We start from the raw sequence: 16,097 nt of genomic DNA on the forward strand, positions 1-16,097 counted from the left end.
TACCGGACAAAAACGATGAAAAATTGGCTAGGTCTAAAATCCAAACTTGCGCTCGGGTTCGTGGCGATTCTTGTCGCCGGACTCACGATCGCAAACACCCTTGAACTCTATCCCTCGGTTGCGAGGCGGTATCAGCAGGATCGTGCGCAGTTCGCAAAATCATTCGCCATCGCCGGCTCGGTCATGTTAAGCGACGGAGACAGTCGCGATCTCAAGACGTTTGTCCGCCAATGTGAAGAAGATATAAAACGGGGACACGCAGACGAAAACTCCGAGATCAAAACAATCGTTCGGTCCATCGGAATCCGCAGCCAAGCCGGTGTGTTGCAGATCGAAACTGCAGATCATGAAAATGTATGGAGTAGCGAAGAAACACCGCAAGCAGACAAATTCGAGATTCCGCTATTTGAAGGAATGCGACGTTGGGGCAAAGTCGAGTTTGTTTTCGAGCCGCTAAAGTCTGAAAATCGCTATCTCGGTTTCGCAGATCCCGTTTTGAGCAAAATCTCCCCGTTCTATCAACTCGCCGGATTTCTGTTGCTGTTCGGAGCCGGATCGACGTGGCTGTTCCTGCACATGCTTTTCCGATCGCCAAAAAACTCTGCCGCACAAGGCCGCGTTCGACAGGCGTTAGGCAGTCTGGCCGAAGGGTTGTTGGTGCTCGATACCGAAGGTCGCATCAAAATCGCGAGTTCAGTTTTCTGCGAGAAAGCTGGAGCGGACGCGGATGCCCTGACCAATTGCCGACCGGAGAAGGAGTTCGACTGGCGCGACGCGTCCGGAAAACCCATGACCGTTTATCCGTGGCATGTCGCCGCTCGTGACGGAGTCGAAGTTCGTGATACCGTGATGACGCTGCAGACAGGCGTCGACGCCAAAGGTGCTCCGGTCGTTTCAACATTCCAGGTCAACTGTTCGCCCGTGGTTGCCGAATCATCGGCTGGCAACGGAGCGTTGATCTGCTTTGAGGACGTCACTGAGTTGCAGCGGAGTAAAAAAGCGGCAGAGTCTGCCAACCAGGCAAAGTCGGACTTCCTCGCCAACATGAGTCACGAGATTCGAACTCCGATGAATGCGATTCTCGGATTCACCGACTGGTTGCAACGTGGACTGGCCGACGATCGCGATCAGGAATTGGAATACCTTTCGACCATTCACTCCAGCGGAACACATCTGTTAGAGCTGATTAACGACGTGCTTGACCTTTCGAAAATCGAAGCCGGCAAAATGGAAATCGTGCTGGAAGATTACAGCCCGTTTCGCGTGATTCAGGACGTTGAACGCGTTCTACATATGCGAGCCAATGGCAAAGGCATTGAACTCAAGTCTTTCTTCAAAGGGACGTTTCCGGAAACAATTTCTACTGACTATGTTCGACTTCGCCAGGTGCTGACAAACCTTGTCGGCAACGCGATCAAGTTTACCGAGAAAGGTGGCGTGAGTGTCGTCGCCGAGATGGTTGAACGCGTCGTCGATGGCGAGCTGGTCGAGAAACTGCGGGTCGAAGTTCGCGACACCGGGATCGGGATGTCGAAAGAGCAAGCGGCGAAAATCTTCATGCCGTTCGTTCAGGCTGATTCAGGAATCACGCGTCAGTTCGGCGGTACTGGACTTGGACTGTCGATTTGTAAAAGAATTGTCGGGTCGCTGGGCGGACGGATTACCGTCGACAGTGAGCCAGGCACCGGAAGTATGTTTGCGTTTGAGATCAATGTCGGTGACGTTTCCGATTCCAAGCGAATCGACGTTGCCAAGTTCAACAGCGAATCCACGTTCAGTCGAAAGATGATGCCGGGCGAATTCAAATTGCCTCCTGGCAAAGTACTGGTGGTGGACGACGGCAAGCCAAACCGTCAGTTGATTCGACTGATTCTGACCAAGGCCGGTTGCTCGGTCGACGAAGCCGAAAACGGCCAAGTCGGTATGGAGATGGCGTTGGCAAACGACTACGCCGTCGTCCTGATGGACATTCAAATGCCGGTTTTGGACGGCTACGAAGCGACTTCGAAGCTGCTCCAACAAGGGTACGACCGACCGATTATCGCTCTGACGGCCAACGCGATGCGGGAGGACGAAGAAGAATGCGAACGCGTCGGATTTAGCTCGTTCGTTGCCAAACCCGTTGATATCGACTTGCTAATCGAGACTTTGGCCAAATGGATGCCCGCGCAGGAAAGGTTAGATCTGGCTGATATGGATTTGCTTCCGGATCTGTCTGAGGAAACGTCTGCTGGCGAACTGGAATCAGAAACTTGCTTCATCGATGAGCCTGAAGTCATCCCGGAATCACCGGCGTCCGCAGTTGCGCCGGCGATCGAAATTCCGCAGGTAACGGAGTTCGTGCCTGCCGAAGAAATGCAATTGACCGCAGGCGATAACAATGCAAACGAATCAAGCTCTCAGCCAGCTGACGAATTCAAATCGATACTGCTGACTTCACTGGAGCCGATTGCGATCGCAGCCGGAACAGCAGACTGGAACGGATTGGCAGACGCTGCATCGAGTCTTAAGGCGAAAGCAGCAGCTCATGGTCGAGTCGCGATTGTCGAGTCGTTGCGTCCGTTGATTGAGCTCTGTCGTCGAGACGATCACGACGATGAGCTAATTCAATCTTCGTTGACGAACTTCCTGACGATCACGAAATCTTTCCGCGACGAACGAGAGAAACCTGTCGCACAGAAAGACTCGTTGCCGGAAGTCTCCGTTCGCGTCCCAGAGCCGACGTCACCGATTGAGGGTTTGGCGATCGAATCAGGCGAAGCCGAAGCCGTCGATCTCGAACTCAACCTGGATCTCGATCTCGAATCGGAATCCAGTATCGAATTGGTACGCGAGTCTACGGACGAGATCCAGCCGCCGTTGGATACGGAATCCCCGATTGTTCAGCGTGACGAGATTCCAACCGATGTGCGGGAGACAGAACCGACGATGGATCTGTCCGTCCAGCCGTCACAATTCACAGGCGATCCAATTTTGAGCACCGATTCAGTCGATTTGCTCGAAGAGCCCGAACCGCAAGAACAAATTACTGAAGTTGAGGAAACGATGAATAGTGAAGAATCAACTCCGGCGGGTCAGCCCCACCGCGAGGAAGAAGCCACCGCACAGTTTGAGTCTGTTGCACCGCTCCGCAAAGTAGAGCCAACCGAATCGAGAATCGATTTCGTGACCGAACTACAGCAAGGTCTTATCGAATTCCAGAAAGCTTGGGACGAGGACGATCAATTGGCTGCGATTAATGTCGCCCAGCGTCTGAAAACTCAATGCGAAGGCGTCGACAAAAAACAGGTCGCTGGCTCACTTGACGCGTTGATCGCGGCTTCTGTAAGCGGAGATCCGGCCAGCTATACCGACGCGGTGAAGAAGTTTCTTGATGCCTGTCGTGCAGAATTTACTTCGACGGCAAAGTTTGATCCGATTGCGATTCGTAAGCGTCCCAAACTGGTTCACTTGACGCGAATCGAGGACGCGAACGATCCAATTTTGTCCAGTTTGCCGATGGACGATGAGGCCTTCCGCGAGATCGCAGTCGATTTTGTTCCGCAGCTCGAGACCAAGTTGAAGGGCTTTGACGCTGCTCTCGATGGCGACGATATGGGGGAAGTTGCGGAAATTGCGCATTGGCTAAAAGGCGCCGGCGGAACTTGCGGATTCGGGCACTTTACCGAACCAAGCGAACAGCTTGAACAGGCGGCCAAATCTGGCGACAAACCCACCTGTGTCAAATTGGTGGATTTGCTGTGGTATATGGGCGGTCAAATTGTCGTTGCAAGTGATTGTTCGGGCGAACCAATTGTCTAGTGAGCTTGGGGGAGCGTTGTTAGCCGGAATTTGACGGTCGCGCGCCCGGGCTGTGTGATCAAATCGGAAATTGAGGAAGAAAGCCGGAAGGCATCGGATACAAACTTTCGATCAAAGATAGGAAGCAATGTCGAACTTCAACATGCTCTCCGCCCGCCACGAAATTCAGGAAGCTTAATGCATACCGGACTGGAACAGATGATCAACGGATCTCACTTGGCTCCACTGTCTGCCTCAGTTTCAACTGAAGGTGCTTCACCCTTACGCACCCAAATCGATTCGGTCTCGATCGTCGCTGACAAGGACGCGTTGAAGTCTTGCAAGATCATGATCGTCGACGACGAGCCCCTTGTGATTCGGGTTGTGAAAAGATTTCTTGCAGGAGACGGGTTCACGAACTTTGTCACCGTCGAGGATTCCCGCACGGCGATGGAAGCGATTCAACGCGAATCTCCTGACGTCGTGCTGCTCGACATCATGATGCCCAACATCACCGGGCTGGATCTGCTTCGCGAACGGCAGAAAGACAAAGTGCTGATGTTGGTGCCGTTCATTATTCTCAGTGCCAACTCTGAAAACCAGATCAAACGGGAAGCTCTCGCTCTCGGAGCCACCGACTTTCTTTCCAAACCCGTCGATGCCAGTGACCTGACGGTTCGAGTCCAGAACTCGCTGATGGTCAAACGTCATCACGACCACATCGCAAACTACGCCAACGAGCTTGAAAATCAGGTCCGCCTCCGAACGGCTCAAATCGATCGCTCTCGTGAACAGATCATTCACTGTCTGGCTCGCGCGGCGGAATATCGCGACAATGAAACCGGCGAGCACGTGATCCGCGTTGGAAAATACTGTGCCGTGATCGCGGACGAACTGGGCTTTGGCGAGAACTACCGCCGTCAGATTGAGCTCGCGGCGCAGCTGCACGACGTGGGAAAGATCGGAATTCCCGACTCGGTTCTGCTAAACCCTGGCAAGCTTAGCCATGGCGAGTTCGAGATAATGAAAAAGCACTGTAATCTCGGCTGTGAGATCATGGAGCCGCTTGCGGAGCACGAAACACAGCGGATTCGTGACCATGCGAACGTCGGCAGCTTCATCATGGAAGACGTCGATAGCCCGATGCTTGAGCTGGCGGCAATAATCGCCCGAACGCATCACGAAAAGTGGGACGGTACTGGCTATCCGAACGGGCTGGCCGGCGATCAGATTCCGATCGAAGGCAGGATCTGCTGTTGCGCCGACGTTTTCGATGCCCTCAGTAGCGAACGGCCTTACAAACCCAAGTTTCCATTGCAAAAATGCCTGGAGATCATGATTTCGGAACGCGGAACACGCTTCGACCCGATCGTTCTGGATGCTTTCCTGAAACGGCTGAAGGACATCGAGCACATTCGCACGACTTACAACGACGAAGATTCACTGACTCGAATTCTGCGGCAAAAAGAATCCACAGACACGCCCGAGTTGTAAATCTGGATCGATGGGTTACGCTGTTTCTGCACCGAGATTAATTTCAGTCTCTGGCGATAATCGCCTCCAGCGGTAAACGTTGTGTCTGAACAGATTCAGTATCGTCCATTTCTCAATACCGATCCGCCGCTGATCACCTATTTGTGGCGCTCCCAGCCCGTTTTCCGCGGCATCCACGCGAACCTTACGGTTGCCGATCTAGAGAACCATATCCTGTCGAAACCGTACTTCGACAGAGAAGGTTTCATCGTCGCTGCGGCCGTCGAAAACGACAAAACGCGGATCCTCGGATTTGTGCACGCTGCGTTTGACGTTCGCCAGGATCTGTCGGATCTGAACCGTTCTGTCGGCATTGTTTCCCAGCTACGAGTTGCCGACGTCGAGCAACAGCATCAGATCGAAGACCGGCTGTTGGGGATGGCTGAGAACTATCTTCGTGAACGTGGATCGACGGAAGTTTGGTTTGGTTCGCGTTTCCCGCAAGCTCCGTTTTATCTTGGTCTCTACGGCGGCAGTCGTGTGCCAGGAGTGATGGAAGAAGACGTCTCTGTCGTCGAAGCGTTGAAGCGAAACGGATTTGAGATTCAAGCCAAAATGGCAGTGATGCAACGGGAGCTTGGTCAGATCCAAAGCGTCTCTGGTCGTCAGCAGTTGATGGTGCGGCGAAACTATTTGATCAACGCCATTGCCGATCCGCTGGAGAAATCCTGGTGGGAATGCTGTACGCTCGGGATGGCGGAACGCGATCGGTTTACGATCGGCCGCAAGAAAGACAATCACGTCGCCGGAACGGTTTCCTATTGGGATCTACAACCCATGGGTTCGTTTATTCACTCCAATTGTCGCGGGCTGTACGACCTTTCGGTTGGTGAAGACGACCGACGAGGCGGATTGGCATCGTTTTTGGTTTGCGAATCGATGAAACGGTTGGCGAAACAGGGAGTCACGCTGGTAGAGGCTCAGACCGAGCTGACGAACGACGCATCCGTTCGGCTGTTTGAGAAACTTGAATTCAGCCTGGTGACGCAGGGATTGCAAATGCACAAAGCGATTTGACGCGTCAAGTTTCTTTGCTTTCCAAATATTGCGTTAACGTCACGTCCCGGAACTACAGCGGTGCAAGGAAGGGCGGCTAGGCGTAGTCGTGCAGCTTGAACCATTTCCACGCGTCTTCGATCGCGATATCGATTTCTCCGATCGAGTAGCCCAGCTCGTTGATGGCTTTCTCGCTTGAGTACCAGTTCAGCATCTGTCCCATCGTTATCGTGGCTGAATTGAGCGCTAATTCTTCTTTGGTAAACTTCGAAATCAAGTCGCCCGTTCGGCCTGCCAATCCCGCAACGAAATTGCTGACCTTTCGCCGCGGCGGCCAACACCCGACGATCTTGGCCATTCGCTTCCACAGCTCCATGTACGAAATATTCTCGCCGGCAAGAATGTATTTCTCGCCCGTTTTCCCGTGCTTGATCGCCAGCATGATTCCGTCGGCAACGTCGCGAACATCGACAACGCTGCATCCGCCTGCCGCGACAAAAAACAAAGGAGTCTTGGCAACGAACAAAAGCATTTCACCGGACGACGGTTTCCAGTCGTTGGGGCCGAGCATAAATCCTGGACAAACCGTCACACCGTCCAGGCCTTTTTCGACTTCTTCCATGAACGCAGACGCTGCCGCCCGTTTCGAAAACACGTAGGAACAATCGTACTTTGGGCCGTCAGCCGAATTTTCGGTAACCGGAACTCCGTCAGTCGCCGCCGCCATGGTGTCGACCGTGCTGACGTTGATCATGCGGATTTCGCGGCGTCGCGCGGCCTCGGCCAGCAACTTCGTGGATCCTACATTGAAAGCAGTGCAAGATTCGCGTTTCGAATGGCCGATCTGGATCATGGCGGCACAGTGGACGATCAGTTCGACGTCTTCGACGACCGGAGCCATCGCGTTCGGATCCGTCAGGTCGGCGTGAATCACTTCAACGTCGATCCCGTCCAACGGTCGTAAATCAGAAGTAGCACGAACCGTCGTCACGATTTCATGCCCTTGCTGAAGCATCTTGCGGGCCAGATTGTTGCCCAGAAAGCCCGTTGCTCCAGTGACAAGAATTTTCATAAATCGTTGGCGGGAAGTGACGAAAGGATCAACAAGTGCTAAAGTATACCGTTTTAAACTGTTCCTCGCAGCAGCGGGCCAATCCAGGGTCTTCGGCTGTCATGTTATTTTGAATCTCCCCGCGCGACGAACATTTTCGGTATGAGTTCCATTTCTGTCATTCCCGTTTCGACCAAGGCCCAGCAAAAAGCCTTCGTCCATTTTGTCTGGGATCACTATCAAGGCGATCCAAACTGGGTTCCGCCGCTGGTCCACAACGTCAAGGAACTGCTGAACTACAAGAAGCATCCGTTCTACGACGACGCCGAATGCCAAACGTTTTTGGCCATGGACGGTGACAAAGTCGTCGGTCGTATCGCCGCGATTATTGACCACAACCACAATCGTCATCATGACGAGCTTCGTGGCATGTTCGGTTTCTTTGAGAGCATCGATGACCAGGACGTTGCCAATGCACTTTTTGATGCCGCCAAAAAGTGGTTTTCCGACAAGGGGATCGGGCTCATGCGAGGCCCCGCCAACCCGTCGCAGAACTACGAGTGGGGAATGCTTGTCGAGGGCTTCCATTCGCCGCCGACGTTTTTGATGACTTACAACAAACCCTATTACGACAAACTTGTGTTGGGATACGGTTTCGAGCAATCGCAAGATCTGTATTCGTACAACGCACCAGTCGAGATGCTTGAAAACCTCGATCCGAAACTGTTGTTCGTGGCGACCGAAGCGACGAAGCGATTCAATGTCGACGTCCGCCCGGTAAGCAAAAAAGAGTTTGCGAAAGACGTCGGAATCTTTCTGAAGATTTACAACTCGGCGTTGCAGGCTCAATGGGGATTCACGCCGATGTCCGAAGGTGAACTTTCATCGACGGCGACGAATCTGAAGTTCCTGATCGCCACCGAGATGACCTCCGTTGCCGAAGTCGACGGCAAGGCCGTGGGGATTGTGTTTGGGCTGTTGGACTACAATCCGCTGATCAAGAAAATCAACGGAAAGCTGTATCCGTTCGGATGGTTGCGGTTGCTGTGGGGGCGAAAAAAGCTGAAACGCGTTCGCCTGATGAGCACGAATGTTTCGCCCGAGTATCAGCGTTGGGGCTTGGGAATCGTGTTGATGGCTCGCATGGTCCCCGAAGTGCTGAAGTGGGGAATCGACGAAGGAGAGTTCTCCTGGGTGTTAGAATCCAACAAATTGTCGCGAGGAACGCTCGAAAGAAGCGGATTAACCAGTGACAAGACCTTTCGAATTTACGATTATACGCCATCATAGAGCATCGATTTACGACACGCCGCCGACGATCGGGCTGTTTCCAGCTTGACGCACCGTCGCCTGTGGCTTGCTCTTTAACGACATTGAAAACTCGCCAAATTTCTTCCATCACGGCCCTGTCCACCAACTCTGCATGAATTCTACTGGCGACGTTGTAGTATCCGGAATGGGAGTCGTTTCACCGATTGGTGTCGGTATCGATTCGTTCTGGCAGAACCTGTTGGATGGAGTATCTGGCATTCGCGTGCGTGAAAGCTTTGCCGAAACGGATATGCCGCTTCGGATTGGTGCTCCGATCGCTGACTTTGACCCCAAGCCTTTTGTCAAACCTCGCAAAGCGCTGAAGATTATGTGCCAGCCGATTCAATTCGGTTGTGCCGCTGCTAATCTGGCTTTCGAAGACGCTGGCTTTGAGAAACAGTCGCTCGAATCCGTCGTCAGCCCCGATCGAATTGGAACGCTGTTCGGAACGGAAACTTTCTTTGCCGATCCGGCCGAAGTCGCTCGCGTTTTCCGCAGTTGCACCGAAGACGATAATTATCAGCACGACCGCTGGGGAGAGTTCGCGATGCGACAGATCCAGCCACTGTGGATGTTGAAGTACCTGCCGAATATGGCCGCCTCACACATCTCGATCGCGATCGATGCTCGTGGTCCCAGCAATTCAATCTGCCAGGGAGAAGCCTCCGGTCTGTTGGCTTTGATCGAAGCCGCGGATTTGATCAAGCGCGGCGTGGTCGATGTCGTCATCGCCGGGGGAACCGGTTCGCAAATGGCTCTTACGGCAATGCTTTATCGGGGCATCGGTGATCTGTCGCGACGAATCAATGAACCCGAGAAAGCCAGTCGTCCATTCGATGCAGAACGTGACGGGATGGTGATCGGAGAAGGCTCTGGTGTCGTCGTTCTTGAGTCCGCCGAACATGCCGCCAAACGTGGAGCCACACCTGTTGCCAGACTCGCTGGCTGGTCTCGCGGTTTCAGTGATCCGAATCGAGTCGAGCGAAACGAGGCTTTCGTGGCTTCGATCAAAGCCGTCCTGGCTGATTCTGGCATGACGCCAGATCAAATCGGGCTGGTGTCTGCGAATGCTCATGGCTCAATCGAGGGCGATGCATCGGAAGCTCAGGCGATCCAATCCGTGCTGGGCGACGTGCCGGTCGTGGCTCACAAATCGAACTTTGGAAATCTTGGCCCGGGAACTTCAGTCGTTGAGCTGATCGGTTCGCTGATGGCGTTGAAGCATCGTAAGATTCCGCCGACGTTAAATTACGAGAACCCTGACCCTGATTGTCCGGTCAACGTCAGCAACGAAGTTCGCTCGATGGATAAATCTGCGATGTTGAAAACGGGTTGTTCGGGAACCGGGCAGATGGTTAGCGTCGTTTTTGAAGGTATGTAGCGATGAGTCTCAAGGTTGGAATCGTTGGCATCGGCTTTATGGGCTGGATGCACTGGCTGGCTTGGAAGAACGTCGGTGGTGCCGAGGTCGTCGCGGTGTGTTCGAGAGACGCCGCCAAAAGGGCAGGGGACTGGACGACGATCAAGGGCAACATGGGGCCGCCCGGCGAACAGGTTGACTTGAGCCAGATCAAAGCGTTCGAGACGTTGGACGCGATGTTGGCCGATGACGAAATTGATTTGATCGATGTTTGCCTGCCTCCCGCGATGCACCGTGACGCAATTATCGCGTGTGCGAAAGCTGGAAAGAACATCTTCTGTGAAAAGCCGCTGGCTCTTAATCTACTGGACTGCGACGCAGCAATCGAAGCTTGCGATCAGAATGAAGTGCGATTGTTCGTGGGGCATGTGTTGCCGTTTTTCACCGAGTTCAGTTACGCGGTGAAACTGATTCGCTCTGGCGAGTTTGGCAAATTGCTGGGCGGAAATTTCAAACGCGTTATCTCCGATCCGTTTTGGTTGGAAGATTTCTACAACCGCGAAAAAGTTGGCGGGCCGCTGCTGGACTTGCACGTTCACGATGCGCATCTGATTCGAGTTTTGTTCGGCATGCCGAAAACGGTTTACAGTGGTGGACGATTTAAAAATGGCGTTCCGGAGTACTGCAATTCAGTTTTCACTTTCGAAGACGCGGACGTTTCAGTCGCCTGCACGGGTGGAGTCGTTCGGCAGCAAGGTCGACCGTTCAATCACGCGTTCGAAATTCATCTGGAAAAAGCCACGATGTGTTTCGAGTTTGCGGCACACGCGGACGAAGCCGAAACGATTCGACTGAAGATTCTCAAAGAGGACGGATCGGTGGAACGACCGGAAGACCTCGGTGACCCGGATTCGATTTTCGCGTTTCAGCGAGAGATGGAAGAGCTTGTCGAAGCGATATTTACGGGCCGCGATTCAGATTCGCTTTCCGGAGCATCGGCTCGGGATGCGATTGCGATTTGCGAAGCCGAAGAGAAATCGCTGCTCAACAATACGCTCGTCGAACTTGGCTAAGTCGAAAGTTTCCGCGCGGTTCACGATCCTGCCGAATCATTTTCAGCATCCAACATTCAAACGCAAATGGCTAAAAAGAAACGAAAGTCCTTTCCGCCCTCAACGGAACCAACAAAGGCACAACCGGCGACCAGGAGTACGGTCATGCCAACATCCCGAACGCGTTGGGAACTGGTTGCGCTGTTTCTCGTCATCGCAGTCGGCGGAACTTACCTGGCGGTGTGGATGAAAACCGGAGACGCGATTCCTGAGTTCGGATACAAGGTCGTCGACAAGTTTCCACACGACGAGAAAGCTTACACGCAAGGATTGTTGTTTCACGATGGCTTTCTCTACGAAAGCACAGGACTTACCGGACAGTCGAGCCTTCGAAAAGTTGAACCTGAGACTGGCGTTGTGCTGAAGCAGTTTGATCTCAGCGATGAACTTTTCGGAGAAGGATTGACGTGGTTCAACGATCAGTTCATTCAGCTCACTTGGCAGAACGATACTGGGATCGTCTACAAAGAAACGGACGATGGATTTGAGGAAGTCAAACGTTTTCCGGTCGATCATGAAGGCTGGGGAATCACCGACGATGGCAACAGTTTGATCGTCAGCGACGGGACAGCGAACTTGCGATTTCTGGATCCGGACTCATTCGAGGAAACCAGCCGGCTCTACGTTCGACGCAAAGATCGACGGGTGCTGGGGCAATTGAACGAGCTGGAACATTTCGGTTCAAAGATCTACGCAAATATTTATAACTCGGACAAAATCTATCGAATCGACGAGAACTCCGGAGACGTCGAAGCAATCATCGACTTGTCCGGGCTGTGGCCGTTCAGCGATAGGCCTCGCGGCAACAACGCCGTGCTCAACGGGATCGCAATCAAACCCGGTTCGAATGGCACGATGTGGGTCACGGGAAAGCTGTGTCCGTACGTCTACGAGATCGAAATCGTTCCAAAGTAGCGGCGGTCCCGCCACAGATCGAACTTGAAAGTCGCAGTCAGGGAAGGTTTCCGACTCAATGCCTCAGAAATGTGTCGGCGTGCCACCGCGACGACCGGCAAGCAGGCATTGCACCAGTTGAAACTGGAAAAGTAATCGTCTGACCAAGTTGGTGGCAAATCGATCAGTCCGCGTTTTTTTGCGATGAAACCGCCGGCTCGACGGCAGGCGATCCGAGTAATTTCGCCTTGGAATGGCATTTGCAACTCAGGTAGTCAGTCCTGATTGTCCAAGCAAGTTTCAAAGGGAGAGAGCCGTGAATAAATTCCAATCCTGTATCGACGCCTGTCAACAATGCATCATCGATTGCCAAAATTGCCTTGGCGAGACGATAACGAAATCCAGCGGCAACGATTGCCCTGCGTGCTGTCTTGAATGCACCGAACTCTGTGAACTCTGCGTCCGATTGATGTCCCGAGGCGGAAAATTCTCTAAAGAAATCTGCCGTATCTGTGCTGGCGCATGCGACTGGTGTGCCGAACAATGCGGAGCCCACGATCATGAACACTGCAAAAGATGCGCGGAGTCATGTCGCAAATGCGCCGATGAGTGCCGCAAAATGGCGTAACTTTGTTTGACGCAATAATCGGCCGGTTAAAAATTATCATTGCACGTGCGAACATCGGAACGCAGGTGGTTCAAATTCAGTCTGTCGCTGCGTCAGCTTTTCCCAGCAAGCGAACAACTTTTTTCATCAGCTTCTGCCGATCGATCGGCTTGGTGAGGTAAGCGTCGCAGCCCGACTGGATGCACTTGTTGCGATCGCCGCGCATCGCACTGGCGGTCAACGCAATAATTGGCGTCGTCAAACCTAGCTTTCTGATTAAGGCAGCGGTCTCGTAACCGCTAAGCCTTGGCATGTGCATGTCAAGCAAAATCAAGTCGTGCCTCGGTCGGCATCCGGGTTCACCGTTTCCCATGCCGGAGTCTGGTCTGCCGGAGTCTGGAGACTTACCGAACAGCGACGCCTGAATCGTTTCCATTGCATGCTGCCCGTCATCCGCAACCTCAACAATGGCACCGGCGTTCTCCAAAATCCGCTTTAGCAAAAGCTGGATTCCACGGGTGTCCTCAACGATCAAAATTCTTCGATTGTCGAGTCGAACGGGTAGTCTGTTCTTGAGGCGATCCGCAGATTGCTGCTGTGAGAGCGTTGCATTGGGATCGATCATCGTCTGGCCGGACAGGTCACCCGTCGGCAACCTGAGAGTGAACACGCTTCCTCCGCTGGGCTTACTGGTCGCCGACAGTTGCCCTCCTAGAAGCTCAGCAATCCTTCTGCTAATGAACAATCCCAAGCCCGAACCTCCCTGTCGCCTCGTTGGGGAATCGTCGACTTGAGTAAATTGCTCAAACAGACGTTTCACTTCAGAGGGCGCGAAACCGACTCCCGTGTCATCGACTTCCATCTTCAGCATCGGGTCGGAGCCACCTGGTTCGACCTCGCAACGAAGCTCGACCGATCCGACTTCGGTAAACTTGATCGCATTGCCCGTCAGATTGAAAAGGACTTGTCGAAACCGAAGCGGATCGGTCCGGATCGCCTCTGGAACCATCCCGCTGAACTTCAAACGGAACTTGATCCCCTTTTCCTCCGCGCGATAACGCATCGACGCCGCGACGTCCTCGATAATTTGCATTGGCGAAGCATCGCTGAAGTCGGCCTCCAATTTGCCGGCTTCGATCTTTGAAAGGTCCAGTACGTCGTTAACCAGCGTCGCGAGATGTCGACCGCTTTGGTGGATTAGCTGCAGCGTGTCACGTGTCGCCTGGTCGGACTCCTGCTCCAACAGCATTTCTGTCATGCCCACAATCGTCGTTAGAGGAGTCCTGATTTCATGGCTCATGTTGGCTACGAACGAACTCTTGGCAGCATTGGCCGCTTCGGCAACGTCTCGCGCCCGAGCCAGATTGGCTTCCACTTCCTGATGTTCGGTCATGTCGAAAAGAACACCGATGAAGTGAGTCAAAACTTCCTGATCATTGTGGACGGGAGTAATGACCAGTTCATTCCAGAACTGCTCGCCGTTCTTTCGATAGTTCAACACCGTCACATGGGTTGCTCTCCCTTGACGAATTCCTACACCAATTTCGCCGACGGTTTCCGGGTTCGTTTCCGGTCCCTGCAAGAAACGGCAGTTCTTGCCGACAGCGTCAGCTGAAGTGTACCCGGTCAGCTTTTCGAAGCCTGGATTCACGTAAATAATCGGGTTGTCCGGCTGCGTCGGATCCGTGATGACCATCGCAGTCAGCGACGACTCGAACGCATGTCTGAACACACGTTGGCGAGTCTCCAGTTCGACACGATCGGTGATGTTAATACCGGACGGAATCAGGTGAGTAACCTTGCCGGCATCGTTTCGCAGCGGCGTCAGCTGAAAATCAATGCAGATGAAATGGTCTTCTGCCAAACGAACGTCCACGTCGTACCGAACAAGATTGCCAGCCGCCGCGGTGCGTATGGAGTCCCAGAGCTTTTCCTGCACCTCTTCCGAATACGCCCACCAATAGGCGTCCGGAAACGGTGTCCCGATCACGTCTTCGGCTTTCAGATTTGCAGCGGAAAGCGCCGGTAAGTTCGCCTCGACCAACGTGCCGTCCGGCAACAGGACACCCGCGAACGCATACAGACCGTCGAGGGTGCGGCGAAGAAATATCTCGCGATCCTTGAGCTGGTCTTCGAACTGAAGCTGCTGCGTGATGTCGCGACCGACCATCGAATAATAGTTGACCGAACCGTCGCTGCCTTTATGGGCAATGATGACTGCCGAGAGCGGTGTCTGGTGACCGTGACGATCCACAGCGCTCAGGATTCCCCTCCATTCACCTTTCTCGATTGACTGCGGCAACGCCTCTTCGAAAATAACTTTCAAGTCCTCAGGCGAGTGCCAGTTCTTGATCGGATCACCAACAATGTCATAGTCCGGATCGATCCCGAGCATTCTGCGGCCGGCAGCATTAATCGAAAGCGTCGTTCCGTTTCCATCACAGACACCGACGAAATCAGAAGTCAGCTCAAGGATCGTCGCCAACTTCTTCTGCTCAAGTTCAGCTTTTCTCTGCTGCGAGTGATCGTGGCTGATGCTCGAAACCCCAACGACGACTCCGGACGCATCATGGACCGGTGAAACCGCGAGCGCGACGTGAATCGTGCTTCCGTCTTTGCAAATCCGATCGGTCTGATAACCCTTGATCGGGATTCCGGAAATCGCCTGTTTCAAAAGTTTGGGAACTTCTGGCTTGACCGAGTCCGGCATCAGCATCGCGACATGCTGGCCAGTCGCCTCTTCCGCGGTGTAGCCGTAAAGCTGAGCGGCGCCCTGATTCCAGCTCTGAATGTATCCATCAAGGTCCGTGCCGATCACGGCTTCATGCGTGGAATCGATAATGCTGCGATACCGCTCAAGCTTGGCATCCGTCTCCTTCACCGATTTGATGTCAACCATCGTCAGAACGACGCCTTCGCTGCCCGTTTTGGTCGCGTGCTGCATAATTTTGAGCAGCCAGTATCCGCCGTCGCGATCGGAAACTTCTCGCTCAACCCGGTCGCCAGTTTTCAATACTGTCGAAAAGCAATCGTCGACGTCGTCAATGAAGAACCGAGCGATGAACTGCTTGATCGGCCGTCCAAGATCACTGGCCGTCACACCAATCGTCTGACCAATTCGCGGTGTAAATCGGCGGATGTTGAGATTGCGATCGAGAAAGACGACGCCTACGTCCGTCAAAGCGAACAGACTGTTCATGTCGTCAGTAAGTTCAGTCAATTCAGCAATCTTACGCTCGTGCTCAAGGTTGACCTTGGCAAGTTCGTCGTTGAGGCGCTGGAGTTCCTCACGGCTGTTTGGCATAAAATGGTGTCCGAATGAGCCCAAATGTATCGGGTAACATTCTACCGGGAAATGCTCCGCGGGGAACAAAGCCGGTTGGCATTTTTGCAGCCATACCAGAAGAAGATGGGCCAAAGCAAGGAGAGTGTTCCGGCCGACGCTTGCGTGAT

At 53.4% G+C, this 16,097-nt stretch carries 11 protein-coding genes; 8 read left to right on the forward strand and 3 right to left on the reverse strand.

Annotated features, from left to right (window positions below):
- The first annotated feature begins 15 nt into the window (after window positions 1-15).
- The 3 genes from MFFC18_RS07910 (at window position 16) to MFFC18_RS07920 (ending at window position 6,330) form a co-directional block, all read left to right on the forward strand.
- Window positions 16-3,801 (forward strand): hybrid sensor histidine kinase/response regulator, encoded by a 3,786-nt coding sequence (locus tag MFFC18_RS07910; protein ID WP_084417271.1) that lies wholly within the window; start codon window positions 16-18, stop codon window positions 3,799-3,801.
- A gap of 177 nt (window positions 3,802-3,978) precedes the next feature.
- On the forward strand, window positions 3,979-5,274 hold the full coding sequence (locus tag MFFC18_RS07915) for an HD domain-containing phosphohydrolase (RefSeq protein WP_148618704.1): 1,296 nt from the start codon (window positions 3,979-3,981) through the stop codon (window positions 5,272-5,274).
- Window positions 5,275-5,355: 81 nt separating this feature from the next.
- Complete coding sequence (locus MFFC18_RS07920) at window positions 5,356-6,330, forward strand: GNAT family N-acetyltransferase (RefSeq protein WP_075085479.1); 975 nt, start codon at window positions 5,356-5,358, stop codon at window positions 6,328-6,330.
- A 76-nt stretch (window positions 6,331-6,406) separates the two neighbouring features.
- On the opposite strand, the gene MFFC18_RS07925 is transcribed toward MFFC18_RS07920, so the two are convergent.
- On the reverse strand, window positions 6,407-7,381 hold the full coding sequence (locus MFFC18_RS07925) for an NAD-dependent epimerase/dehydratase family protein (RefSeq protein ID WP_075085480.1): 975 nt from the start codon (window positions 7,379-7,381) through the stop codon (window positions 6,407-6,409).
- A gap of 141 nt (window positions 7,382-7,522) precedes the next feature.
- On the opposite strand from MFFC18_RS07925, the gene MFFC18_RS07930 reads away from it, so the two are divergent.
- From MFFC18_RS07930 to MFFC18_RS07945, 4 genes are all read left to right on the forward strand, one after another.
- Entirely contained in the window at window positions 7,523-8,650 is a 1,128-nt protein-coding gene (locus MFFC18_RS07930) for a GNAT family N-acetyltransferase (protein WP_075085481.1), read from the forward strand.
- 133 nt (window positions 8,651-8,783) lie between these two features.
- The gene (locus MFFC18_RS07935; RefSeq protein WP_084417273.1) at window positions 8,784-10,052 is read left to right on the forward strand and encodes a beta-ketoacyl-[acyl-carrier-protein] synthase family protein; all 1,269 of its coding nucleotides are present in this window, start codon (window positions 8,784-8,786) and stop codon (window positions 10,050-10,052) included.
- A gap of 2 nt (window positions 10,053-10,054) precedes the next feature.
- Window positions 10,055-11,104 carry a Gfo/Idh/MocA family protein gene (locus MFFC18_RS07940; protein ID WP_075085483.1) on the forward strand — a complete coding sequence of 350 codons (1,050 nt, stop codon included), beginning with the start codon at window positions 10,055-10,057 and terminating at the stop codon, window positions 11,102-11,104.
- A 144-nt stretch (window positions 11,105-11,248) separates the two neighbouring features.
- Entirely contained in the window at window positions 11,249-12,058 is an 810-nt protein-coding gene (locus MFFC18_RS07945) for a glutaminyl-peptide cyclotransferase (protein WP_157665198.1), read from the forward strand.
- A gap of 163 nt (window positions 12,059-12,221) precedes the next feature.
- Here MFFC18_RS07945 and MFFC18_RS25445 read toward each other — a convergent pair whose 3' ends face one another.
- On the reverse strand, window positions 12,222-12,599 hold the full coding sequence (locus tag MFFC18_RS25445) for a hypothetical protein (RefSeq protein WP_238381299.1): 378 nt from the start codon (window positions 12,597-12,599) through the stop codon (window positions 12,222-12,224).
- Here MFFC18_RS25445 and MFFC18_RS25775 point away from each other — a divergent pair.
- Entirely contained in the window at window positions 12,546-12,665 is a 120-nt protein-coding gene (locus tag MFFC18_RS25775) for a four-helix bundle copper-binding protein (RefSeq protein WP_390176068.1), read from the forward strand. The two genes, MFFC18_RS25445 and MFFC18_RS25775, sit on opposite strands and share 54 nt — an antisense overlap.
- Before the next feature lie 76 nt (window positions 12,666-12,741).
- On the opposite strand, the gene MFFC18_RS07955 is transcribed toward MFFC18_RS25775, so the two are convergent.
- The gene (locus MFFC18_RS07955) at window positions 12,742-15,948 is read right to left on the reverse strand and encodes a PAS domain S-box protein (protein ID WP_075085486.1); all 3,207 of its coding nucleotides are present in this window, start codon (window positions 15,946-15,948) and stop codon (window positions 12,742-12,744) included.
- Window positions 15,949-16,097: the final 149 nt, after the last annotated feature.

Source organism: Mariniblastus fucicola (assembly GCF_008087665.1).
Classification (GTDB): domain Bacteria; phylum Planctomycetota; class Planctomycetia; order Pirellulales; family Pirellulaceae; genus Mariniblastus; species Mariniblastus fucicola.